The 23,670-nt window shown below is 75.9% G+C and carries 8 protein-coding genes; 6 read left to right on the top strand and 2 right to left on the bottom strand.

The annotated features are described in order from the left end of the window. Positions 1 to 113: 113 nt before the first annotated feature. The 3 genes from CKY47_RS06325 to CKY47_RS06315 are packed head-to-tail and all read left to right on the top strand — an operon-like array spanning position 114 to position 3,123. Complete coding sequence (locus CKY47_RS06325; protein ID WP_306744701.1) at positions 114 to 1,598, top strand: NDP-hexose 2,3-dehydratase family protein; 1,485 nt, start codon at positions 114 to 116, stop codon at positions 1,596 to 1,598. Continuing rightward, positions 1,595 to 2,947: a cation:proton antiporter gene (locus CKY47_RS06320; RefSeq protein ID WP_306744700.1), complete on the top strand. Its 1,353-nt coding sequence runs from the start codon at positions 1,595 to 1,597 to the stop codon at positions 2,945 to 2,947. Before CKY47_RS06325 ends, CKY47_RS06320 begins: the two co-directional genes overlap by 4 nt. After that, complete coding sequence (locus CKY47_RS06315; protein ID WP_306744699.1) at positions 2,944 to 3,123, top strand: MbtH family protein; 180 nt, start codon at positions 2,944 to 2,946, stop codon at positions 3,121 to 3,123. The genes CKY47_RS06320 and CKY47_RS06315 overlap by 4 nt, the downstream gene beginning before the upstream one ends. A gap of 24 nt (positions 3,124 to 3,147) precedes the next feature. Here CKY47_RS06315 and CKY47_RS06310 read toward each other — a convergent pair whose 3' ends face one another. Together CKY47_RS06310 and CKY47_RS06305 are read right to left on the bottom strand one after the other, a co-directional pair. After that, positions 3,148 to 4,737 (bottom strand): carboxylesterase/lipase family protein, encoded by a 1,590-nt coding sequence (locus CKY47_RS06310; protein ID WP_306744698.1) that lies wholly within the window; start codon positions 4,735 to 4,737, stop codon positions 3,148 to 3,150. A gap of 141 nt (positions 4,738 to 4,878) precedes the next feature. Continuing rightward, positions 4,879 to 6,294 (bottom strand): cytochrome P450, encoded by a 1,416-nt coding sequence (locus CKY47_RS06305; RefSeq protein WP_306744697.1) that lies wholly within the window; start codon positions 6,292 to 6,294, stop codon positions 4,879 to 4,881. Between the two features lie 535 nt (positions 6,295 to 6,829). On the opposite strand from CKY47_RS06305, the gene CKY47_RS06300 reads away from it, so the two are divergent. The 3 genes from CKY47_RS06300 to CKY47_RS06290 are packed head-to-tail and all read left to right on the top strand — an operon-like array spanning position 6,830 to position 23,663. Next, positions 6,830 to 20,281, top strand: a complete 13,452-nt coding sequence (locus tag CKY47_RS06300) for a non-ribosomal peptide synthetase/type I polyketide synthase (protein WP_306744696.1) — start codon at positions 6,830 to 6,832, stop codon at positions 20,279 to 20,281. Continuing rightward, positions 20,278 to 22,521: an SDR family NAD(P)-dependent oxidoreductase gene (locus CKY47_RS06295; RefSeq protein WP_306744695.1), complete on the top strand. Its 2,244-nt coding sequence runs from the start codon at positions 20,278 to 20,280 to the stop codon at positions 22,519 to 22,521. The genes CKY47_RS06300 and CKY47_RS06295 overlap by 4 nt, the downstream gene beginning before the upstream one ends. Further along, positions 22,518 to 23,663 (top strand): FAD-dependent monooxygenase, encoded by a 1,146-nt coding sequence (locus CKY47_RS06290; RefSeq protein ID WP_306744694.1) that lies wholly within the window; start codon positions 22,518 to 22,520, stop codon positions 23,661 to 23,663. The genes CKY47_RS06295 and CKY47_RS06290 overlap by 4 nt, the downstream gene beginning before the upstream one ends. Positions 23,664 to 23,670 lie beyond the last annotated feature (7 nt).

Genomic DNA, 23,670 nt, shown 5'->3' with positions numbered 1-23,670 from the left:
TCAATTCTGAGCAGCGCCGGCCGACCTCCCTGACCGCACAATGCGGTGCCCGTCCCCGAGACCCGTCCCGGGACCGTTCCGCGGAACGGGGTCGAGCACGAACGGAGGTGCGCATGACCGCCCACGGCACCGGACCGTCCGCGAGGGTGGACACCGGCCGGAGGCTGTTGCGCTCGGCCCGCCGCGCGGACAGCCCGCTCACCCCGAACGCGGACGTCGACGCGTGGCTGGCGCGACAGCGGACCGAGTGCGCCGCGGTCGTCCGCCGCGTGCCCTTCGCGGACCTGCGCGGCTGGCACTTCGCCGAGGACACCGGCAACCTCGGCCACGACAGCGGCAAGTTCTTCACGGTCGAGGCCGTCAAGGTCACCGCCGACACCGACACCTGGGTGCAGCCGATCATCGTGCAGCCCGAGATCGGCGTCCTCGGGCTGCTGGTCAAGGAGTTCGACGGCGTCCTGCACTTCCTGATGCAGGCCAAGTTCGAGCCGGGCAACGTCACCGTCGTCCAGCTCTCGCCGACCGTGCAGGCGACCCGCAGCAACTACACCGGCGTGCACCGCGGCGCCTCCATCCCGCACCTGGAGCACTTCCTGCGCGACCGGTCGTCGGGCGTGCTCGTCGACGTGCTCCAGTCCGAGCAGAACGCGTGGTTCCTGCACAAGCGCAACCGCAACATGGTCGTGGAGACGACCGCGCCGGTCGAGCACGACGACCGGTTCCGCTGGCTCACCCTCGGCCAGATCCGGCGGCTGCTGCACCGCGACGACGTGGTGAACATGGACGCCCGCACCGTGCTGTCCTGCCTGCCCGTCGCGGAGATCGCCGCCGCCGCCGCGGACCCCGACGGCGACGGGTTCGACACCGACGACTTCGGGGCGGCCGTGCTGGAGTCCTTCCGGGAGCGCGACCCGCGCGGCGCGGCGGAGGTGCTGAGCTGGGTGACCGACCAGCGCGCCCGCCGCGAGTTCCTCCAGGCCCGCATCCCGCTCAACCGGGGCGCGAACCACGGCTGGCGGCGCGGCCCGGACCGCATCGAGCACGACAGCGGCCGGTTCTTCACGGTCGTGGGCGTCGACGTGAGCACCGGGTCGCGCGAGGTCACCTCCTGGTGCCAACCGCTGATCGCCCCCGCGGGCAGCGGCCTGCTGGCGCTGCTGGTGCGCCGCACGCGCGGCTCGCTCGACGTGCTCGTGCAGGCCAGGCTGGACGCCGGCTCCCTCAACGGGGTCGAGCTGGCCGCCTCCGTGCACTGCACCCCCGACAACTACCGGGGCCTCCCGCCCGAGCGGACCCCGCCGTTCCTGGACGCCGTCCTCGACGCCGACCCCGCCGCGATCCGCTACGACGTGATGCAGTCCGAGGAGGGCGGCCGGTTCCTCGACGCCAGCAACCGGTACGTCGTCGTCGAGGTCGGCGACGACTTCCCGACCGCGCTGCCCGGCTCCTACCGCTGGCTCCCGCTCGGGCAGCTCTGCGCCCTGCTCGTCCACAGCAACTACCTGACCGTGGAGCTGCGCAGCCTCATCGCCTGCGTGCAGACCCTCCCGCACCTGGCCCCCGCGTTCCCGCCCGTCCCCGCCGGCGGCCCGCGATGACACCCTCCCGGCCATCGCGGGCGGCCGGGTGGCGACACCGGGTCGGACCGCTGGTCGGGGCCGCCGTCCTGGCGGGCGCCCTGGCCCTGCTCGGCCCGCAGGTCGGTGACGGCGTCACCTCCGTGGCCCGCTTCCTGGCCGCCGTCGGCCTGGTCCTCGCCGTGAGCCACCTCCTCGGCCTGCTGTTCGCGCGCCTGGGCCAGCCACCCGTCGTCGGCGAGATCGCCGGCGGCCTGCTGGTCGGCCCCTCCGCCCTGGGCGCCGCGTGGCCCGACGGGCAGCGGGCGCTGTTCACCCCCGAGGTCACCGACGGCCTCGCGATGGCCGCCCAGCTCGGCGTGGTGACGTTCATGTTCCTGCTCGGTGCGGAACTGAGGCTCGAACGCGTCGCCGGCAGCGAACGGGTCGTCGGCCTGGTCGTGGTCGGCTCGATCGCCGTGCCCTTCGCCACCGGGGCGCTGGTGGCGTGGCTGTGGCGGGACGCCTTCCTGCCCGCCGGCGAACCGCTCCTGCCCTACGTCCTGTTCTTCGGCATCGCCCTGTCGATCACCGCGCTGCCCGTGCTGGCGCGGATCCTCCTGGACTCCGGCACCCGGACCACCGGGATCGGCACCGTGGCCATCGCCTGCGCCGCGATCGGCGACGCCGTGGCCTGGTCGGCGCTGGCGGTCGTGCTGACGCTCACCGACGGCGGCGGGGCGGGCGCCGTGCCGGCCAAGGCGGCCACGGCGGTCGCGCTGGTCGTGGCCACGGCCCTGTGCGCGCGACCGGCCCTCGTGGCCCTGGACCGGCTCCTGCGCGACCGCCCGAAGCCCGAAGCCGTCATGCTGCCGGTGCTGGTGGTCGGCGCGGTCACCTGGTCGGCGCTCAGCGAGGTCGTCGGCCTGCACCCGGTCATCGGCGCGTTCCTCTTCGGCCTCGCCGTGCCCCGCGACAGCGCGCTGATCACCGCGGTGGGGGAGCAGCTCCAGGGCTTCGCGGTCTCCGTCCTGCTGCCGCTGTTCTTCGCCGGCATCGGCCTCAAGACGGCCTTCGGCCTCTTCGGCGGCGACGTGGGGATGTGGTGGGCCCTGCTGGTGCTGCTCCTGACCGCCACCGCCTCCAAGGTCGTCGGAGCCGCCGGCGGCGCACTGGCCGCCGGCTGGTCCACGGGGGACGCCCTCACCCTGGGCGCCCTGATGAACTGCCGTGGCGTCACGGAACTGGTCGTGGTGTCCGTCGGCCTGCAGCACGGCCTCATCGACGAGGCGGCCTTCACCATCCTGGTCCTGGTGGCCCTGCTGACCACGGTGGCCACCGGCCCACTGGTGCGCGGCCGCGTCCCGAAACCCCACGAGGTGCCGGTGTGACAAGCCCTTTCGACGGCGACGGCCCGTTCCTGGTCCTGCTCAACGAGCGCGGCGAGCACAGCCTGTGGCCCGCCGCCACCCCCGTCCCCGCCGGGTGGCGGACCGTCCTGGGACCCGCTCCGAGGACGGCCTGCGACACCTACGTGGACGACCACTGGACCGCGATGCGCCGCTGACGGCGCGACCGGGACGTGGCGCCGCTACGGCCGGTCCGAGCCGTTGCCGAAGCCGATCGAGTTCCAGAAGGCGCAGTCGCTCCGCCCCGCCACGTCGGTGGGGCGGATGCCGCCTCCCGCCGGGACGTCCAGGGTCAGGACGTCGGCGCCGGTCCCGGGGCGGTGGCGGGGCCACCGGGGCAGGCCGTCGCGGTTGGGGTCGCCGGTGCGGGCGAAGGCGGTCCAGTAGTCGATCATCGCGTTCGACAGGCCGCGTTGGCCCTCGGTCAAGGGGGCGCCGAAGACGCCGGTGAACAGGTAGGGGAGTTCGGTGGCGTGCATGGCGCCCTCGTCGAAGCCCGGGATGTCCACCGGCACCGGGGCCGTGCGATCGGCGAACTGGTACGCGTAGACCGGCACGGGGCGCGGTCGGGCCGCGGCCAGCCGGTAGCCGGCGAGGTGGTCGCAGGTCGCGAGCGTGTTGCCCGCGTGGGTCACCACGGTGGACAGGGCGATGGCGGGGGACGGGAAGTCCGACAGGGGGTACCGGGCGAGCACCCGGTCGGACGCGGCGCCGAAGACCTCGCGGACGCGCTCTTCGAAGATCCGCGGGGTGACCGGGTTGCCCCTGGCCTCGAACTCCAGGCCGATGTAGAGGCGCATCTCGTCGAGGGTGTTGCCCATGATCAGCGGTACGTGGTTGAAGCGGTCGCGGCGCAGCGCCTCCGGCAGGTGCAGGGGCAGTTCGCGACTCCCGACCACCGGGAAGCCGCCCGGCCAGGACAGGGTCAGCTCGCGGACCGGCTTGCCGCGCATGCAGGCCGCGGCGGTGGCCGGGTCGGGGCAGCCGAAGCGGGTGGCCAGCTCGGTGCCCGCGGCCTCGGCCTGCTGCTTGGTGGCCAGTCCGCTCGCGCAACTGAAGCTCTGGACGATGGCCCGGTGGAACAGGCCCGCCGCCGTCGGCGAGGTCAGGTTCACGCACACGCTCGCCCCGCCGGCGGAGCCGCCGAAGATCGTCACGTTGCGCGGGTCGCCGCCGAACGCGGCGGCGTTGCGCTGCACCCAGCGCAGCGCGGCCTGCTGGTCCTGGATGCCGTAGCTGCCCGACTGCGACCCGCGGGACTCGGCGGTCAGCGACGGCAGGGCCAGGAAGCCGAACGGGCCGAGGCGGTAGTTGACGGTCACCACCACGACGTCACCCCGGGTGGCGAGGGCGCGGGCGTCGTAGACGGCGCCCGCGCCGGTCGTGAACGAGCCGCCGTGGATCCACACCATGACCGGCAGCCCGCGTCCGCGCCGGGGCGTGGTGACGTTGAGGTACAGGCAGTCCTCGACGAAGCTCTCCGGCAGGCCGAAGTCCGAGGGCTGGGCGCACGCGTTGCCCGGTGTGCCCGCGTCCAGCGGCTCGCGCCACGGCCGCACCGGCTGCGGCGGGCGCCACCGCAGCTCGCCGACCGGGGGCGCGGCGAACGGGATGCCCTGGAAGAGCCGCGCGTCCCGCTCGACCACCCCCCGCACGGGCCCCGCGTCGGTGCGGACCACGTCCGCCCGGTCGACCGGGCCCGCGATCGCCTGACCCGTCCCCAAGACCAGTCCCGCCACGCCGAGCAAGACCAGCAGCCGTCGACGCCACATCGCGCTCTCCCATCGGCAGGTCTCCGTTGCCCACCCCACCATGGCACAGGGCACCAGCGGGACCAAGGGCCAAAAGTGGCGCGCAGCAACGAAAATCGACTCGCCGACGCGGACTCCGGTTATCGAGTCTTTATCGGACGGTCAGATCCTGCGCAGCACCGTGGGCAAACCGTCGGCGGGGGCGGGCAGCGAGGTGAACCGCCATGGTGCCTCGTAGGACTCCGGGTAGCTCCACTCGTAGCGGCGCAGCAGCGCGTCCACGGTCGCCTTGACCTTCAGCATCCCCAGTCTCATCCCGATGCACTTGTGCGCGCCCCAGCCGAAGGGCGCCCAGGCCAGCCGGTGGCCGCGGTCCTCGGCGCGGTCCTCGTCGAAGCGCCCGGGGTCGAACCGGTCAGGCCGCGACCACAGCTCCGGCATCAGCTGGTTGACCCCCGTGCACACCGATACCAGCTGCCCCGCCGGGATGTGGTGGCCCAGCACGTCGGTGTCCTTCACCGCCACCCGCATGAGGACCGGCGACGGCGACACCAGCCGGATGCTCTCCCTGACCACCAGGTCCAAGGTGGTGAGCCGGTCCACGCCCGCGGCGTCCCGCGGCGCCACCCCCGCGGACTCCGCGCGGGCGCGCTCCTGCCACGCCGGGTGCTTGCCGAGGAAGTAGACCGAGGCGAGCGTGGCCGCGGTGGTCGTGTCGTGAGAGGCGATCACCGTGAACAGCGCGTGGAGCGCGACCTGGCGGTCGGTGAACCCGTCGACGCGGCTCAGCACCGAGAGGAAGTCCTCGCCCGCGCGGGCGCGGGCGTCGGGCAGCGCCTGGTGCAGGTACCGGACGAGCCACGTGCGGGCGCGGTGCGCCCGGTGCCACAGCGTGCCGGGCACCCGCACCCGGGCCAGCGCGGTCTCGGCGCGGATGCACTCCTCCGCCGCGTCCACCACCTTCCGCCCGACGCCCTCGTGGGGCACGCCCAGGAACGCCCGCGTGGTGATCTGGCCGGACAGCTCCCGCGCCGCGTCGACCAGGCGGAACCGGCGCCCGACCGGCCACCGGTCCAGGCGCTCCTCCACGTCCTCGGCCATCGTGCGCAGGTACCCGTCCAACGCCTCCTCGCCGTAGGCGGCCTGCACGAGGCGGCGGTCGGCGAGGTGCCCCGGCGCGTTCATCGCCAGCAGACCGCCGTCGAACCACGGGCCGATCACCGCGGGCCAGCCGCTGGCGAACGCCTTGTCCCTGTTGGCCAGCACCACCTGCACCGCCTCGGGCCCGGACACCGCGACGACCTTGCGGCCGAACGCCCGCCACCACGAGACCGGGCCGTGGCGGCGCATCAGCGCCAGCAGGAACGCAGGACCGTAGCGCACGGTGTGCACCCCCATCCCGATGAACGGCAGGCCCCGGTCGCCGGGGACCGGCTCGAGGGCGCTGCCCGCGGGCGGTGCGGCCAACGCGGCCGGACGCCGGGGGGTGCGCCCCAGCAGCGCGTCCAACCAGTGGCCCGAGCCCATCTCCACGAGCCCGCGGTTCTCGGTGCGGGTCTGATCGCCGTGCGCTGTCATGTGAGTCGACCTCCTGGTCGTCGCAGGTCGTGCCGCGGTGCGCCGCGCAAGGGATTCGGCATGCCGAAGGGGTTGGGTGGTCAGCCTCGCGTTACGTCACCCGGTACTCCACCGGTTGAGTGATGTCGTCGCTGATTCGCGTAATCGGTTGAAGGTTTCGTCACGTGCTTGTCGGGACGCGGACCGCATTCGTTCCGCCGAACCGGTCATGTCGTCGGCTCGGCCGTCATGCCGCCCGGGGTTCCGCCGGACGGGTGGCGAAGACGGCGCCCCGTTGTCGCCGGGGGTCTTCCACCTGCGCTTTCGCCGGGTTTTCCGTTCTGCGGAGTCGTTCCTCCGCGTGCGTGTCCCGCCCCGACGATAGACCTGGCATTGACCTTGCGCAGCGGTTCCGTGCATAGTCGGGAAGTACCCGAGTCGCCGAGAGCCCGAGGGAAATCCATTCAGGACGGATTTCGGGGTGGTCCGGCGGGGGAATCCGCGCAATCGCAGGAGATCCGTCGTGCGCGGGCACAAGCCGAGGAAAGGGCTGCGTATGCTGCTGCGCGAAGGCTCGGCCGACAGGGGTGCCCCGGGCGGGGAAGCGGACCGGCCGGACCCCGTCGTCGTGGTCGGGATGGGGTGCCGCTACCCGAGAGCGCTGTCCTCGCCGCAACAGCTGTGGGATTTCCTGCTGCGCCAGGGGAATGCCGCCCGTCCCGATTTCCCCGCCGACCGAGGCTGGGACCTGCGGGCGCTGACGGACACCGGCGCACCCGGATCGACCTACGCGCGCGGCGGCTCCTTCCTCGACCGCGCGGGCGACTTCGACGCGGCGTTCTTCGGCGTGAGCCCGAGGGAAGCGCTTACCATGGACCCGCAGCAGCGGTTGCTGCTGGAGGTGTCCTGGGAAGCGCTGGAACGGGCGGGCATCGATCCCTCGACCCTGGCGGGCGGTGACGCCGGCGTCTACTTCGGCGTGGTGGCGCAGGAGTACGGTCCCCGCGTGTTCGCCGGGGAGCTGGAGCACGCCGGCCACCTCACCACCGGCACCACCCCGAGCGTGGCCTCGGGCCGCGTCGCGTACGCCCTCGGCCTGGAGGGGCCCGCGGTCACCGTGGACACCGCCTGCTCCTCGTCGCTGACCGCCGTGCACCTCGCGACGCGGGCCCTGCGCGCGGGCGAGTGCTCGCTCGCCCTGGCGGGCGGGGCGAACGTGGTGTGCGCGCCCAGCATCCTCGTCGGCTTCGGCCACCTCGGCGCGCTCGCCCCCGACGGCACCAGCAAACCGTTCTCCGCCGGCGCCGACGGGTTCGGCGTCTCCGAGGGCGCGGGTGTGCTCGTGCTGGAGCGGCTGTCGGACGCGCGCCGCCTCGGCCACCCCGTGCTCGCCGTGCTGCGCGGCACCGCCGTAGGGCAGGACGGGGCTTCCGAAGGGCTGTCCGCGCCCAGCGAGGACGGCCAGCGACGGGTGATCCGCGCCGCCCTCGCCGACGCCGGGCTCACCCCCGCGGACGTGGACGTGATCGAGGCGCACGGCACCGGCACGCGCGTCGGCGACCCGGTCGAAGCCCGCGCGCTCCTGGCCACCTACGGCGCGGCCCGCTCCGCCGACGACCCGCTGCTGATCGGCTCGATCAAGTCCAACATCGGCCACACCCAGGCCGCGTCCGGGGTCGCGGGCGTGATCAAGGCCGTGGAGGCCGTCCGCCACGGCCTGGTGCCGGGCACCCTGCACGTGGCGCGCCCCACGGAGGCGGTCGACTGGTCCGCGGGCGCCGCGCGCGTCCCGAGCACGACGGTCCCCTGGCCCGCTTCGGCATCCGACCGCCCCCGGCGCGCCGCCGTGTCCTCCTTCGGGATCAGCGGCACCAACGCCCACGTCGTCCTGGAGCAGGCCCCGCCCCTCGAGCGGACCCGCGCGCACGCGGGAGGAGCGGTGCCGCTCGTGCTCTCGGCACGCACCGGCGAAGCGCTGCGCGCCCAGGCAGTCCGGCTGCGCGAGCACCTGGACCAGCGGCCCGACCTCGACCTCGCCGATGCCGCGCACACCCTCGCCGCCCGCCGGACGCGGTTCGACCACCGTGCCGTGCTGGTGGCCGGCGACCGCGCCGAAGCGCTCGCCGGGCTGACCGCCCTCGCCGAGGGCGCCGGCACCGGCCGCGCCCGGCCGGACGCCGGCGCGGTGTTCGTCTTCCCCGGGCAGGGCTCGCAGTGGGTGGGCATGGCGGCCGGCCTGCTCGGCACCGACCCGGTGTTCACCGCCTCCATCGAGGAGTGCGCCGCGGCGATCGCCGAATTCGTCGACTGGTCGTTGCTCGACGTCCTGCGCGGCGTGCCCGGCGCACCCGGTCTCGACCGGGTGGACGTGGTGCAGCCCGCCCTGTTCGCCGTCATGGTCTCGCTGGCCCGCTGCTGGCAGTCCTTCGGCGTGCGCCCCGCCGCGGTGATCGGGCACTCCCAGGGCGAGATCGCCGCCGCCTGCGTCGCGGGCGCGCTCTCGCTGTCCGACGCCGCCGCGGTCGTCACCCTGCGCGGCAAGGCCATCACCGCCATCGCGGGCACGGGGGGCATGGCCTCCGTGCCCCTGGCCGCCGTCGACGTCGTCCGCCGCCTGGAGCGCTGGGCGGGCAGGCTGGAGGTGGCCGCGGTCAACGGGCCGCGCTCGACCGTGGTCTCCGGTGACGCCGCGGCCCTCGACGAGTTCACCGCCGCCGCCGAGGCCGACGACGTCCGGGTGCGCCGGGTACCCGTGGACTACGCCTCCCACTCCGCGCACGTCGAAGCGCTCGACGGCGCGGTGCAGGAGTCGATCGCCGGCATCTCGCCCACGCGCTGCGGGGTGGAGTTCCTCTCCGCCGTGACCGGCGGCCCCGTCGAGGGCACGGAGCTGGACGCGGCGTACTGGTACCGCAACCTGAGGCGCGCGGTGCGCTTCGACGAGGCCGTGCGCGCCGCCTATGCCCGCGGCCACCGCTTCTTCGTCGAGGTCAGCCCGCACCCCGTGCTCACCGCGGGAGTGGAGGAGTCGCTCCAGGACGCCCCCGCCGACGACCCGGTCGTGGTCGTGGGCAGCCTGCGTCGCGACGACGGAGGGCCCCGCCGCCTGCTGACCTCGGTCGCCGAAGCGCACGCCGCGGGCCTGCCGGTGGACCTGACCGCCCGCCTCGGCGACCGGGCGCCGGTCGAGCTGCCCACGTACGCCTTCCGGCACAAGCGGTTCTGGCTGTCCCCCACGACCGGGACCACCGCGGCCGGACCGGCCCCGGAGCACCCGCTGCTGGCCACCGCCCACGACCACCCCGAGCACGACGGCCTCCAGTTCACCGGCAGCCTCTCCCTCGCCGTCCACCCCTGGTTGGCCGACCACGCCGTGAACGGGGTCGTCCTGCTGCCGGGCGCGGCCATGGCCGAGCTGGCCGCCTTCGCCGGGCGGCGCGCGGGCAGCCCGACCGTGGTCGAGCTGGTGCTGCGCGAGCCGCTGGTGATCCCGGAGGAGGACGCCGTCCTCCTCCGCGTCGTCGTCACCGGCGACGCCCCCGAGGGCCGCGGCGTGCGGATCTACTCCCGCCGCGACACCCCGCCGGGCGCCGGGGCCACCTGGACCAGGCACGCCGAAGGCACCCTGGGGTCCGCGCAGGCCGAGACCGCCCCCGACCCGGCCGCCTGGCCCCCTCCCGGCGCCGAGCCGGTGGACGTCTCCGACGCCTACCACCGGCTGGCCGCGCGCGGCTACCGGTACGGCCCGGCCTTCCGCGGCCTGCGCGCGGTCTGGCGCCGGGGCGCGGACGTCCACGCCGAGGTCGCCCTGCCCGAGGGCGTCGAGCCGGGGGAGTTCGGCCTGCACCCGGCCCTGCTCGACGCGGCCCTGCACGCCCTCGTGCACACCGGTCCCGATGCCGGGACCGACCTGATCCGGCTGCCCTTCACCTGGTCGGACATCCGGCTGCACGCCGTCGGCGCCTCCGCCCTGCGGGTCAGCATCACCGCGACCGGCCCCGACGCCTACGCGCTGGCGCTGGCGGACCCGACCGGGCAGCCGGTGTGCGCGGTCGGGGAGCTGACCCTGCGACCGATCACCCGCGATCGGCTCCGCGCGGCGGGCGCGGGCACCCGCGACTCCCTGCACGCCCTGGAGTGGACCCCCGCGCCGGTGGCCGCGGCGACCGTTCCCCGGTGGGCGGAGTGGGCGGAGTGGGCAGGCGGGACCGCGGCGGGGGCCGTCGTCCTGCGCCGCGACACCGCCCCCGACGGGCCGGACCTCCCGCACCGGGCGCGACGGGCGCTGGACGAGGTCCTGGGCCTCGTGCAGCGCTGGCTGGTGGACCCGCGCGCCGAGGGCGCCACCCTGGTCGTGCTCACCCGGCGCGCCGTGTCCGCCGGCCCCGGCGAGGACGTCGAGGACCTGGCCCACGCTCCCGTGTGGGGCCTGCTGCGCAGCGCCCGGACCGAGCACCCCGACCGCGTCGCGCTGGTGGACCTCGACGACTGGGAGGGTTGGCGCGACCGCGTCCCCGAAGCCCTCGCGGTCCTCGCCGCGGGCGAGACCGAGGTGGCCTTCCGGCGGGGCGGGCCCGTCGTGCCGCGCCTCGCACCGGCGGGCGGCACGGTCACCGCCGGGCTCGACCGGTTGCGGAGGCCCGACTGGCGGCTGCGCACCCTGGGCGCGGGCACCCTGGAGGCGGCCAACACCGCGTTCGCCGACTGGCCGGAGTCCCGGCGACCGCCGGCGCCGGGGGAGGTGCGGGTCGCCGTGCGCGCCGTGGGCCTGAACTTCCGCGACGTCATGATCGCCCACGGGCTCTACCCCGACCCGGAGGTGGACCTGGGCAACGAGGGCGCGGGCGTGGTGCTGGAGGTCGCGGACGACGTGCGCGACCTCGCGCCCGGCGACCGGGTCATGGGCATGTTCTACGGCGTCGGCCCGGTCGTGGTGCGCGAGCGCGGCTACTTCGCCCGCTTCCCCGGGTCCTGGACCTTCGCCGAGGCCGCCGCCACCCCGGCGGTGTTCCTCACCGCGCACTTCGCGCTGCGCCGGTTGGCCGGGCTGACCGCCGGTGCCCGCGTGCTGGTGCACGCGGGCACCGGCGGGGTCGGCATGGCCGCCATCCAGCTCGCCCGCCACCTCGGTGCCGAGGTGTTCGCCACCGCAGGCCCCGCCAAGCAGGCCGTGCTGCGGGCCGCCGGCCTGCCCGAGGACCACATCGCGAGTTCGCGCACCCTCGACTTCCGCGACCGCTTCCTGGCGGCCACCGGGGGCGCGGGCGTGGACGTGGTGCTCAACTCCCTCGCCCACGAGTTCGTCGACGCCTCGCTCGACCTGCTGCCGCGCGGCGGCCACTTCGTCGAGCTGGGCAAGACCGACCCGCGCGATCCCGAGGGGATCGCGCGGACCCGCCCCGGCGTGCGGTACCGGCACTTCGACCTGACCGCGGTCGGGCCGGAGGAGACCGGGGCCGCTCTGGCCGAGCTGGGCGCGCTGTTCGAGCGGCGCGCGCTGCGCCCGCTGCCGGTGTCGGTGCGCGACGTGCGGCAGGCCCCCGACGCGCTCAGGACCCTCGCCCAAGCCCGGCACACCGGCAAGCTGGTCCTCACCCTGCCGCGTCCCCTCGACCCCGACGGCACCGTGCTGATCACCGGCGGCACGGGCGTCCTCGGCGGCGTGCTCGCCCGCCACCTGGTCACCACCCGCGGCGTGCGGCACCTGCTGCTGGCCTCGCGCGGCGGACCGGACACCCCCGCCGCGCGGGCGCTGGCGGAGGAGTTGCGCGCTCTCGGCGCGGAGCCCCTGGTCGTGGCCTGCGACACCGCCGACCCGCGGGCGGTGACCGCCCTGTCGGCCCGGGTTCCCGCGTCGCACCCGCTCACCGCCGTCGTCCACGCCGCCGGCGTGCTGGACGACGCGGTGTTCACCGCGCTGACCCCGCAGCGGGTGGACCGCGTGCTGCGGCCCAAGCTCGACGCGGCCTGGCACCTGCACGAGGCCACCGCCCACCTGGACCTGGCCGCCTTCGTGCTGTGCTCCTCGGCGGCCGGCGTGCTGGGCACCCCCGGGCAGGCCAACTACGCGGCGGCCAACACCTTCCTCGACGCGCTGGCCGAGCACCGCCGCCACCGCGGCCTGCCCGCGACCTCCCTGGCCTGGGGCCTGTGGGCGGACCGCTCCGGCATGACGGGCCACCTCGACGACCGCGACCTCGCCCGACTGCGCCGCACCGGCTTCACCGCCATGTCCGCCGCCGAGGGCCTGGCCCTGTTCGACGCCGCCCTCGACAGCGGCCGGGGACTGCTGGTCCCGGCGCGACTCGACCCGCGTGCCGGGACCGCGGAGGGCCGGCCCACCGTTCTCGGCGGCCCGGTCCGGTCGCCCCGCCGCGCCGCCTCGGCCCCCGCCCCGCGGGAGCGGTCCCGCGCCGGTGACCTGGCGAGCCTGCCGGAGGCCGAGCGCCGCGCTGCGCTGACCGACCTGGTCCGCTCCGTCGCCGCCGCCGTGCTGGGCCACGACTCGGCCGAGGCGATCGACCCCGACGCGCGCTTCAAGCACATGGGGTTCGACTCCCTCGGCGGGGTGGACTTCCGCAACCGGCTCCGCCAGGTCACCGGCCTGCCGGTGCCCACCAACGTCGTGATCGACCACAAGACCCCGGCGGCGCTGACCGAGCACCTGTTGACCCTCGTGACCCCGGCGGCACCGGTCCCCGAACCGCCCGACCCGACCGCGACCATCGGGCACGCCCCCGACCCGATCACCCCCGACCCGATAGCGCCCGACCCGATAGCGCCCGACCCGACCGGGGAGCACCCACCGCGGACGACCGGGGAGTGGCACCCGCTGAGCCACTACCAGCGCGACATCGTGGGCGTCGCCCTCGCCTACCCCGACCTGCCCCTGTCCCAGCCCAGTGGCTACCTGCGCCTGCGCGGCACCACCGACGTCGAGCGGGTGCGGACCGCCATCCGGCGCACCGCCCTGCGCCACGACGCGATGCGGCTCCGGCTGGGGGTCCACGGCGACGAGTGGCGGCAGCGCGTGCGGCCCGACCACCCCGAGGTCGAGGTGGTCGACTTCCGAGCCGAGCCCGACCCCGTCGCGGCGTGCCTGCGGTGGATCGAGCGGGCCACCGACACCCCCATGCCCCTGGACGGGCCGCTGGTGCGCACGGCGGTCCTGGTCGACGACGACGCCTCCCTGGTCGTCTACACCCGGTTCCACCACGTCGTGGCCGACGCCTGGGGCATCAACGTGGCGCTCGGGGAGGTCGCCGACTCCTGCCGCGCCGGGGCGCTCCCGACCGCGGCGCACCCGGCACCCAGCTGCCTGGAGGCGGTGACGGCCGAGGCGCGGTACCGGAACCTGCCCGACCACGACGCCGACCGGGACGCCCTGGTCGCCGCGATGGCCCCCCTGACCCCTGCCCTGTTCGCCCGCACCGCGACCGTGGGCACCCACCGCCGCCTGCGCCACTCCACCCGCGTGGACGCCGCCCTCGTCGACCGCATCCGGGCCACCGGGCACTCGGTGTTCTCGGTGACCACCGCCGCCGTGGCCGCCTACCTGCGCCGCCTCCACCGCGAGGGGGACGTCGTGCTGGGCGTCCCGCTGCTCAACCGCCGCACCCCGGTCGAGCGGGCCACCATGTCGCACGTCGCCAACGTCCTGCCGCTGCACGTGCCTGTCGACGAGGGGGGCACGCTGCTGGAACTGGCGGACCGGGTGGCGGCCGGGGTCGGCGAGCTGCTGACCCACCAGCGGTTCGCGCTCGGCGACCTGCGCACCGCCCTGCGCGCGGCGGGCCACCCGGCCCGGGACCTGTTCGACGTCACCTACTCCTACATCACCGCTCCCGAGGGCGGTCCGGGCGAGGACGTCGAGCTGACCGTGCTCGCCTCCGGCTACGCCCTCGACGCGGTCAACATCGTCGCCCGCGAGGACCGGTCCGACGGCTCCCTGCACCTGGACGTCTTCTACGCCGACGACGTCTTCGGCGACGACCTGTCCCTCGACGCCGCGATGGGGCACGTCGCCCGCCTGCTCCGGGCGGGACTGGACGACCCGACCGCGCCCCTGGGCGTGCTGCCCGTCCTCGGCCCGGACGAGTCCGCCCGCCTCGACGCCTTCGAGCGCCCCGCGGGACGGGGCTTCGACGAGACCGCCACCCTGGACCGGCTGTTCGCCGAGCAGGCGGGGCGCACCCCCGAGCGGCGGGCCGTGACCTGGTCGGCCCCGGACGGGACCACCGGTGCGCTCACCTACGAGCGGTTCCACCGGCACGTGGCCCGGCTGGCCGGGCAGCTGCGCGCGCAGGGCCTGCGCCCCGAGGAGTGCGTGCCGGTGCTGCTGCCGCGGTCCCCTCGATTCCTGGTCGCGGTGCACGCGGTGCACGCGGCGGGCGGGGCCTACGTGCCGATCGACCCCGGCCACCCGGCCGAGCGCGTGCGGACGGTCCTGGCCGACTGCGGTGCCCGGCTCGCCATCGCCGACTCCGACCTCGGCGACCTCGGCGTTCCGTCCCTCGCGGTGGACCTGGGGGACGACCCCGGGGACGAGCCGGGGGACGGCACCGCCGCACCGGTCCCGGCCACCACCCGACCCGGCGACCTGGCCTACGTCATCTACACCTCCGGCTCCACCGGGGTCCCCAAGGGCGTGATGGTCGAGCACCGCTCGGTCGTCAACCGCCTGGCCTGGATGCAGCGCCGCTACCCGCTGGGGCCCGACGACGTCGTCCTGCACAAGACCCCCACCACGTTCGACGTCTCGGTGTGGGAGCTGCTGTGGTGGGCGCACGCGGGCGCGGCGGTGGCGGTGCTCCCGGCGGGCGCCGAGCGCGACCCGCGCGAGTTGGCCGCCGCGATCGAGCGCCACGGCGCCACAGTCGTGCACTTCGTGCCCTCCATGCTCGGGCCCTTCCTCGACCACCTGGAGGCCGACCCGCGCGCCGCCGCCGGGGTGCGCACCCTGAGGCAGGTCTTCGCCAGCGGCGAGGCGCTGACCCCGGCCCTGGCGGAGCGGTTCGGCGCGGTTCTCGCCGCCGCGGGCAACCGGGAGGTGCGGCTGGCCAACCTGTACGGGCCCACCGAGGCCACCGTGGACGTGTCCTACTACGACGTGCCGGGCTCCGGCCCGCTGACTCGGGTGCCCATCGGCCGGCCCGTCGACAACACCGCGCTGATGGTCCTCGACGCCGCCGGCCGCCGCTGCCCGATCGGCGCGCCCGGCGAGCTGAACATCGCCGGGGTCGCCCTCGCCCGCGGCTACCTGGGGAAACCCGCGCTCACGGCCGAGGCGTTCGTGGTGGACGAGTCGATCCCCGAACGCCGCCGCTACCGCACCGGGGACCTGGCCCGCTGGCTGGCGGACGGCACCGTGGAGTACCTGGGCAGGCTCGACGACCAGGTCAAGGTCCGCGGCAACCGGGTCGCCCCCGGCGAGGTCGAGGCCGCCCTGACCCGCTGCCCCGGGGTGTCGGCCGCCGCGGTCGTCCCCGAGGACACCGGCTCGGGCACCCGGCTGGTCGCCTACCTCGTCCCCGGCGGCGCCGACGAGCCGGACCTGGTGCGCACGGTGAGGGACTCGCTGGTCCGGCGGCTGCCGGGGTACATGGTGCCCTCCGAGTTCGTCCGGGTGGACCGGCTGCCGCTGACCGCGGGCGGCAAGGTCGACCGCCGGGCGCTGGCCGCCCTGGGCCGCCGCGAGCGCGGCTCCGACCGCCCCGGTACCCCGCTGGAGGAGACCCTGGCCGAGGTCTGGCGCGAGGTGCTGGGCACCGACGCCTTCGGCGTGCACGACGACTTCTTCACCGTCGGCGGCGACTCCATCCTCGTGCTGCGCATGCGCACCGAGGCCGAGAAGCGCGGCCTGCCCCTCGACCTCGACCGGTTCCACGCCCACCCCACCGTCGCCGCGCTCGCCGCCCACCTGGACGCGGGACCGCCCGTCCCCGCGCGGAAGACCGCGGTCACCGAGCCGTTCGAGCTGGTGCCGCTGATCGACCGGGCGGGCCTGCACGGCGTGGAGGACGCCTTCCCCGCCACCCGGCTCCAGCTGGGCATGCTGTTCCACAGCCGCCGGCGCGCCGGTTCACCGCTCTACAAGGACGTCTTCCGCTACCGGCTGCGCGTGCCCTGGGACGAGGTCGCCTTCCGGCACGCCGCCCGGGAGCTGGTGCGCCGCCACCCCGCGCTGCGCTCGACGTTCGACCTCACCGGCCGCTCCACCCCGCTCCAGCTCGTCCTCGCCGAGGCGCACGACCCGGTGGAGGTGGTGCGCGGTCCCGCCGACGCCGACGCGCTGGAGCGGGAGGTCGAGGCCCACATGGCCGCCCTGCACCACGCCGACTACCCGCTGCCGGACGACGAGCCCGCCCGCGCCGCGCCCCTGCACCGCCTCCGCGTGTTCGTCCGCGGGGACGGCTCCGGGGAGGTGGACCTGGTGTTCGCCTTCCACCACGCGATCCTCGACGGCTGGAGCGTGGCCGCCCTGGTCGGCGAGCTGCTGGAGGACCACCTGGCCCTGGTGGCGGGCCGCGCCCCCGCCGAACGGGCCCCCGGCTCGACGCTGCTGCTCGCCGAGCAGGTGCGCGCCGAGCACGACGCCCGCCACGACCAGGCCGCCCGCCGTCACTGGGCACGGGTGCTGGAGGGCTCCCGGCCCACGGCCGTCGAGTCGGTGCGGGCGCACGTGGCCTCGCCCGGCCGGGGTGAGCGCACCCTGGCGCTGCCGGCCTGGCTGGACGCCTGCGCCAAGGACTTCGCCCGCCGCCGCGGTGTGCCGCTCAAGTCGCTGCTGCTGGCAGCCCACTGCCTGGCGCTGCGGGCCATGACCGGCGTCGAGGACGTCACCACGGGCTGCGTCACCCACACCCGGCCCGAGCGCGCGGGGGCCGAGCTGTGCGCGGGGCTGTTCCTCAACACCGTCCCGGTGCGACTGGGCGCCGGGCCGGGCACCTGGCGCGAGGCCGTCGACCACGTGCTGCGCTGGGAGCGCGAGTCCTACCCGCACCGGCGCCTGCCGCTGAGCACCCTCCAGGAGGAGCGGGGCGGGCCGGTGTTCGAGACCGCGTTCAACTTCGTCAACCACCACACCCTCGTCGAGGCGCTGCGCGGGGACGACCCGCTGTCCCCGGCCGCGGAGCTGGTGGACGTGACCGTGCGCGAGGAGACCGACTTCGCCCTGCTCACCACCGCGGTCGTGGACCCGCGCGACGGCAGGCTGACCCTGCGGCTGAGCTCCGGCGGCGACGCGCTCACCGGCGAGCAGTGCGCCGAGTTCGGCAGGCTCCTCGTCGGCGTCCTGGCCGAGGTCGTCCGGCGTCCCGATGCCGGGATCGACCTGGCCGCCGTCCGGCGCCGCGACGTGACCGAGGCGGTCGCCCACGCCGCCGCCCTGCACCCGACCACCACCGCCGTCGCGGGCGACACCGACCGCTGGGACTACCGCACGCTCACCGACGCCGCCGACGCCGTCGCCCGGCGGCTCCTGCACCTGGGGATGCCCCGCGAGGCCCGCGTGGCGGTGCGGATGCGCCGCGGTGTCGAGCTGGTGGCGGTCGTGCTGGGCGTCATGCGCGCCGGGGCGGCCGTGGTGCCGCTGGACCCCGACTACCCGCCGGCGCGCGTCCGCGCCATGGCGGACATCGCCGCGCCGTGGCGGGTCGTCGCGGACCCGGACGTGCGCGCCGCGCTCGACGGCGCGGCCGTGCTCGACCCCGCCGAACTGCTGGCACCGCCCGCCGGCGACCCCGTGCCGCTGCCGCGACCGCACCCCGAGGACATCGCCTACGTGCTGTTCACCTCCGGCTCCACCGGCGAGCCCAAGGGCGTGGCCATGCCCCACCGGGCACTCGCGAACCTCGTCGAGTGGCAGAACCGGCGCGGCACCGGCTGGACGGGGTCGGGCGGTCGGGCGCCGACCACGTTGCAGTTCGCGCCGCTGAGCTTCGACGTCTCCTTCCAGGAGATCTTCTCCACCCTGTGCGGGGGCGGCACCCTGCGCGTGCCCGCCGACGGCCTGCGGCAGGACATGCCCGCCGTGCTGCGGCTGATCCGCGACAGCGGGATCGAGCGGGTCCACCTGCCCTACGTGGCCCTCCAGGCGCTGGCCGAGGCCGCCGCCACCACCGGCGCCTACCCGGGCTCGCTGCGCTCCATCATCTCCTCCGGGGAGCAGTTGCGCGTCAGCCCCGAGATCCGCGCGCTGTGCGCGGCCAACCCGGCCGCGGTGCTGGAGAACCAGTACGGTCCGACCGAGACCCACGTGGTGCTGGCCCACGAGCTGCCCGCCGGGGGCGACCACCCGCCGCTGCCACCCGTGGGCACCGCGATCCCCGGGGTCGGGGTCAGCCTGCTCGACGACCGGCTGCGCCCGGTGCCGCCGGGGGTGGCGGGGGAGATCTACGTCGAGGGCCCGTGCCTGGCCCGGGGGTACGAGAACCGACCGGGCCTGACCGCCGAGCGGTTCGTCCCGGCTCCCTCGGGGCGGCTGCGCTACCGCACCGGCGACATCGGGCTCGTGCTCCCCGACGGGGGGATCGTGTGCCTGGGTCGCGCCGACGGGCAGGTCAAGGTGCGCGGCTACCGCGTCGAGTGCGCCGAGGTGGAGCTGGCGGTGCTGCGGCTGGCCGGGGAGCACCCCGGGCTGGAGCAGGCGGCGGTGGTGGCCCGCGACCTCGGTGCCGGGGACGCGGTGCTGGAGGCGTTCCTGGTCGGCGACCCGGACCGGGCCGACGTCGCGGCGCTGCGGGCGCGGCTGGGCGAGGACCTGCCGCCGCACATGGTGCCCTCGCGCTACCACTGGGTCGAGGCGATCCCGCTGACCCCCAGCGGCAAGCGCGACGACGACGCCCTGCGGGCCCTGGCCACCCGCGCGCCCGCCCCGGCCGCCCCCGGCGACGAGCTGGAGGAGGCCGTGGCCGGGCTGCTGGCCGAGTTCGCCCACGTGGACCGCCTGGACGTCGACACCGGCTTCTTCGACGCGGGTGGCACCTCCATCGGCGCCACCCGCGCCGCGATGACCATCGCCCGGCGGTGGGGGGTGGACCTGCCGTTGCAGACCTTCCTCGCCGCGCCCACCGCGCGGGAGCTGGCCGGGCTCATCCGGACCCACGACGCCCGCCGACCGGCCTTCGACCCCGTGGTGCCCCTGCGCGAGGGCGGGCACGGGACGCCGTTGTTCCTGGTGCACCCGATCGGCGGCAACGTGCTGTGCTACCGCGAGCTGGTCGCGCACCTGCCCGGCGACCGGCGGGTGTACGGCCTCCAGGCCGCAGGCGCCGACCCCGGCACCGAGCCGCTGACCTCGCTGCCCGCGCTGGTCGACGCCTACACCCGCGCGATCCGCCGCGTCCACCCGCACGGTCCCGTCCACGTCGCGGGCTGGTCCTTCGGCGGCTACGTCGCACTGGGGATCGCCGAGGCGCTCGGCCCGGCGCGGGTGCCCACCGCGACCCTGCTGGACACCGTCGCCTTGGGCGAGGGTGCCCGTCCGCACGTGCCGGAGCGGCAGCTCGTCGAGTTCTTCTTCCGCGAGCTGCTGTGGTACTCGACCGGCGGGGGCGACCTGGCCGGCGAGCCGGACCTGGTCGGGGAGGACCCCGAGCGGCTCTTCGAGGAGGGCCTGGCCCGGTGCGTGGCGCTGGGCATCCTGCCCGAGGACGGCTCGCCGCAGCTGCTGCGCAGGCTCTACGGGGTCTTCCGGGCCAACTACCGGGCGGTGCTCGACCACCGACCCCGGCGCGTGCGCCGCCCGCTGCGCCTGCTGCGCGCCGCCGAGGAGCTGCCCGCCAACCTCGCCATCGCCCACCGCGCGGTCGGCGGCCTGTTCGCCGATCCCGGCAACGGCTGGCGGCAGCGGGCCGACCACCCCGTGGAGGAGGTGGAGGTCCCCGGCAACCACCTGTCGATGATGACCCCGCCGCACGTCCACGCCGTCGCCGCCGCCCTCGGCGAAGGACTGGACCGCGCCGAGGACCCGCGCCGCGCCTCCGCGGGCGCGGGGGTGGTCCGGTGAACGCCGTCGGCGAGGTCCGCAGGTCGCTGAGCCCGATGGAGCGCTGGTACTGGGTGTGCGACCAGCTCTCCGCGCTCAACGTCGTCGCGCGGGTCCGGGTGACCGGCCCCTGCACGACCGCCGACCTGGAGCGGGCCGCCGAGACCCTGGTCCGGCGGCACCCGCTGCTGCGGGTGGCCGTCGCCGCAGACCCCGAGCCGTGCTTCGTCCCGGCTGCGCGTCCCCGCGTCCCCGTCCGCGCCGTCGAGGCCACCCGCCCCGACCAGTGGGAGCACGAGGTCGACGAGGTCGAACTGGCCACCCCGCTGGACTGGCGCACCGGCCCGCTGATCAGGGTGGTCCACATCGGACACGGCACGGACGGGCACGACGTGCTGCTGACCGCCTCCCACGTCATCGCCGACGGCACCACCGCCCTCGCACTCCTGCGCGAGCTGGTGGAGCAGGCCGCCGACCCCTCGGACACCCCGCCACGTGCACCGCTGCCACCGCCGGAGGAGCTGCTGCCGGCACGGCTCAACGGCCTGCCCCGGGTCGCCCACCTGGTCGCGCTCACCCTGGCCGACCAGGTCGCCGCGGCGACAGCGCGCCCCCGGCGGCTGGAGCCGAGCACCCCGGTGCCGCCGGACGGGCGGCGTACCCGGCTGCTGCACCGCGAACTCGACCCCGCGACCCTGACCCGGTTGGTCGACCGGTGCGGTGCCGAGGGCGTGACCGTGCACGCCGCGCTCACCGCCGCCATGGCCCTCGCCGTGGCGGGGGAGGACGGCGCGGGGACCCCGCGGCCGGTCACCATCGGGTCCCCCGTGGACTTCCGTGCCGACCTCGTCCCGCCGGTCGACCCCCGGGACGCGGGCGCCTACGTGGCCACCGTCCCCTCGCACGTGCGGGTCGAGCCGGACGACCTCTGGGCCACCGCCCGCGGTGCCCAGCGGGACCTGCGCCGCCGCAGGCGCTACCACCACCACCTCGCGCTGGTCTCCCTGCTGCGGTTCATCTCGCCCCGCTCGGTCGGCGGCAGCGCCCGGGTGGTCGCGATGATCGACCGGTCCGGACCGGGCAACGTGTGCCTGTCCAACGTCGGCCGCGTCGACTTCCCCGACCGCACCGGGGTGTGCGCGCTGTCCGGGGCACAGTTCGTCGCGGGCATCTCGGTCAGCGGCTACCTCGTCGCCGCGGTCACCACCAGCCACTCGGCGCTGCACTGGAACTTCACCCACGTCGCCGACGCCGTCGACCGCCGGCGGGCCGGGCGGCTCGCCGACCGCGCGGTGCACGCCCTGCGGTCCGCTCTCCAACCACCGCCGGGGCCCGCCCGGCGCCGGAACGAAAGGCCGACGATGGCGAAGAGTGGAGGCAGGGGCGCGATCGTGGTCACCGGGGCCTCGTCGGGGCTGGGCGAAGCCACCGCCCTGGGCCTGGCCCGCGCCGGGTTCACCGTGTACGCGGGGGTGCGCTCCGACACGGCGGCGGACCGGCTCGCCGGGGCCCACCCGGCGATCCGGCCGCTGGTGCTGGACGTGACCCGCGAGGACTCGGTGGCCACCGCCGGCGTCCGGGTCCGCCGGGAGACCGGCGGGACCGGGCTGGTCGGCCTGGTGAACAACGCGGGCATCTGCGTGTCCGCGCCCCTGGAGTGCGTGCCGCTCGACGAGCTGCGCGCCGAGCTGGAGGTCAACCTGGTCGGCGCGGTCGCGGTGACCCAGGAGTTCCTGCCGCTGCTGCGCACCAGGACCCCGGGCGCGCCCGCGGGGCCGGCCGGGCGCATCGTCAACGTCAGCTCCGGCATCGGCCGGGTCGCCGCCCCGTTCCTGGGCCCCTACGCCGCGTCCCAGTTCGCCAAGGAGGGCGTCTCCGACGCGCTGCGCCGCGAACTGGCCCCGCTGTCGGTCAGCGTGTCGGTCCTGGAACCCGGCGCCGTCATGACCCCCATCTGGTCCAAGGTGGCCGGCACCGCCCACGACGTGCTCGACAAGGCGCCCGCCGAGGTCGCCGCGCTGTACCGGGCCCGGTTCGAGGCGTTCGTGGCCGCCAACGAGGAGCGCGCCCGGAGCAGCCGCACCCGCCCCGAGGCCGTCGCCGCCGCCGTCGCCCACGCCATGACCGCCCGCCGACCCCGCACCCGCTACCGGGTCGGGTCCGACTCCTGGACCGCCTCGGTGGCAGCCCGCGTGCTGCCCGACCGGGTGCTGGACTCGGTGATCCGCCGCCAGTTCCCCGCGGGGGAGGGGCAGCGGTGAGGGTCCTGGTCGCGGGCGCCGGGGTCGGCGGGCTGACCACCGCCATCGCGCTGCGCGCCCGCGGCTTCGACGTGGAGGTCGTGGAGGCCGCGCCGCACCCGCGCACCGGGGGCGGCGGTCTCGGGCTGGCGGCCAACGCCACGAAGGTCCTCGCCGCCCTGGGCGTCGACCTGGTGGAGCAGGGCCTGGGGCGCGTGTGCACCAGCTTCTGCCTGCGCACCACCGACGGCAGGCTGATGCGGGACCTGCCGATCAGGTCCATCTCCGACGAGTTGGGTTCCCCGGTGGTCAACATCCGCCGCGGCGACCTGCTCGCCCTGCTGCGCGACTCGCTGGCCGACACCCCCGTCCACTACGGCGCCGGGGTCACCGACCACCGCGTCCGCCGCGGCGGCGTGACGGTCACCCTGGCGGACGGCGGCACCCGCACCGCGGACGTCCTCGTCGGCGCCGACGGCATCCGCTCGGCGGTGCGCGCCCGGCTCGTCGGCGACCAGCCGGTCCGCGAGCACGGCTACGTCTGCTGGATCGCCACCACCGCCTTCGAGCACCCCCGCCTGCCCGCGGGCGGGGCCGCCCACTACTGGGGCAGCGGGCAGCGCTTCGGCCTGATCGACATCGGCGGCGGCCACGTCTACTGGTGGGGCACCAGGAACGTCCCGTCGCCGGTGGACCGCCGGACCGCCGGCAAGCCCGCCGTCCAGGCCGCGTTCGCGGGCTGGGCGGAGGAGGTGCGCCAGGCGATCGCCGCCACCCCGGAGGCCGACATCCTCGCCGTCCCCGCCCAGGACCGACCGTTCCTCGCCACCTGGGGCGCCGGCCCGGTCACCCTGGTCGGCGACGCCGCCCACCCCATGCTCACCAGCCTCAGCCAGGGCGCGGGCTCGACCATCGAGGACGCCCACGCCCTGGCCCACCACCTCGCCGCCCGTGACGACGCGGCCGAAGCCCTGCGCCGCTACGAGACCGACCGCCGCGGCCGCACCCGCGACCTGGTGGCCGCCTCCCGGCGGCTGAGCCGGGTAGAGCAGCTGACCAACCCCCTGGCCACCCGGCTTCGGGACCTGGTCATCCGGCACGCCCCGATGTCGGTCGTGCGCGAGCAGAACATCGCGCCCATGCGCTACGACCTCCCGGCCTGAACCCGCC

It is taken from the genome of Saccharothrix longispora (genome assembly GCF_030852425.1).
GTDB classification, from domain to species: Bacteria; Actinomycetota; Actinomycetes; order Mycobacteriales; family Pseudonocardiaceae; genus Actinosynnema; species Actinosynnema longispora.
This window is presented reverse-complemented; position numbering and strand designations above follow the sequence as displayed.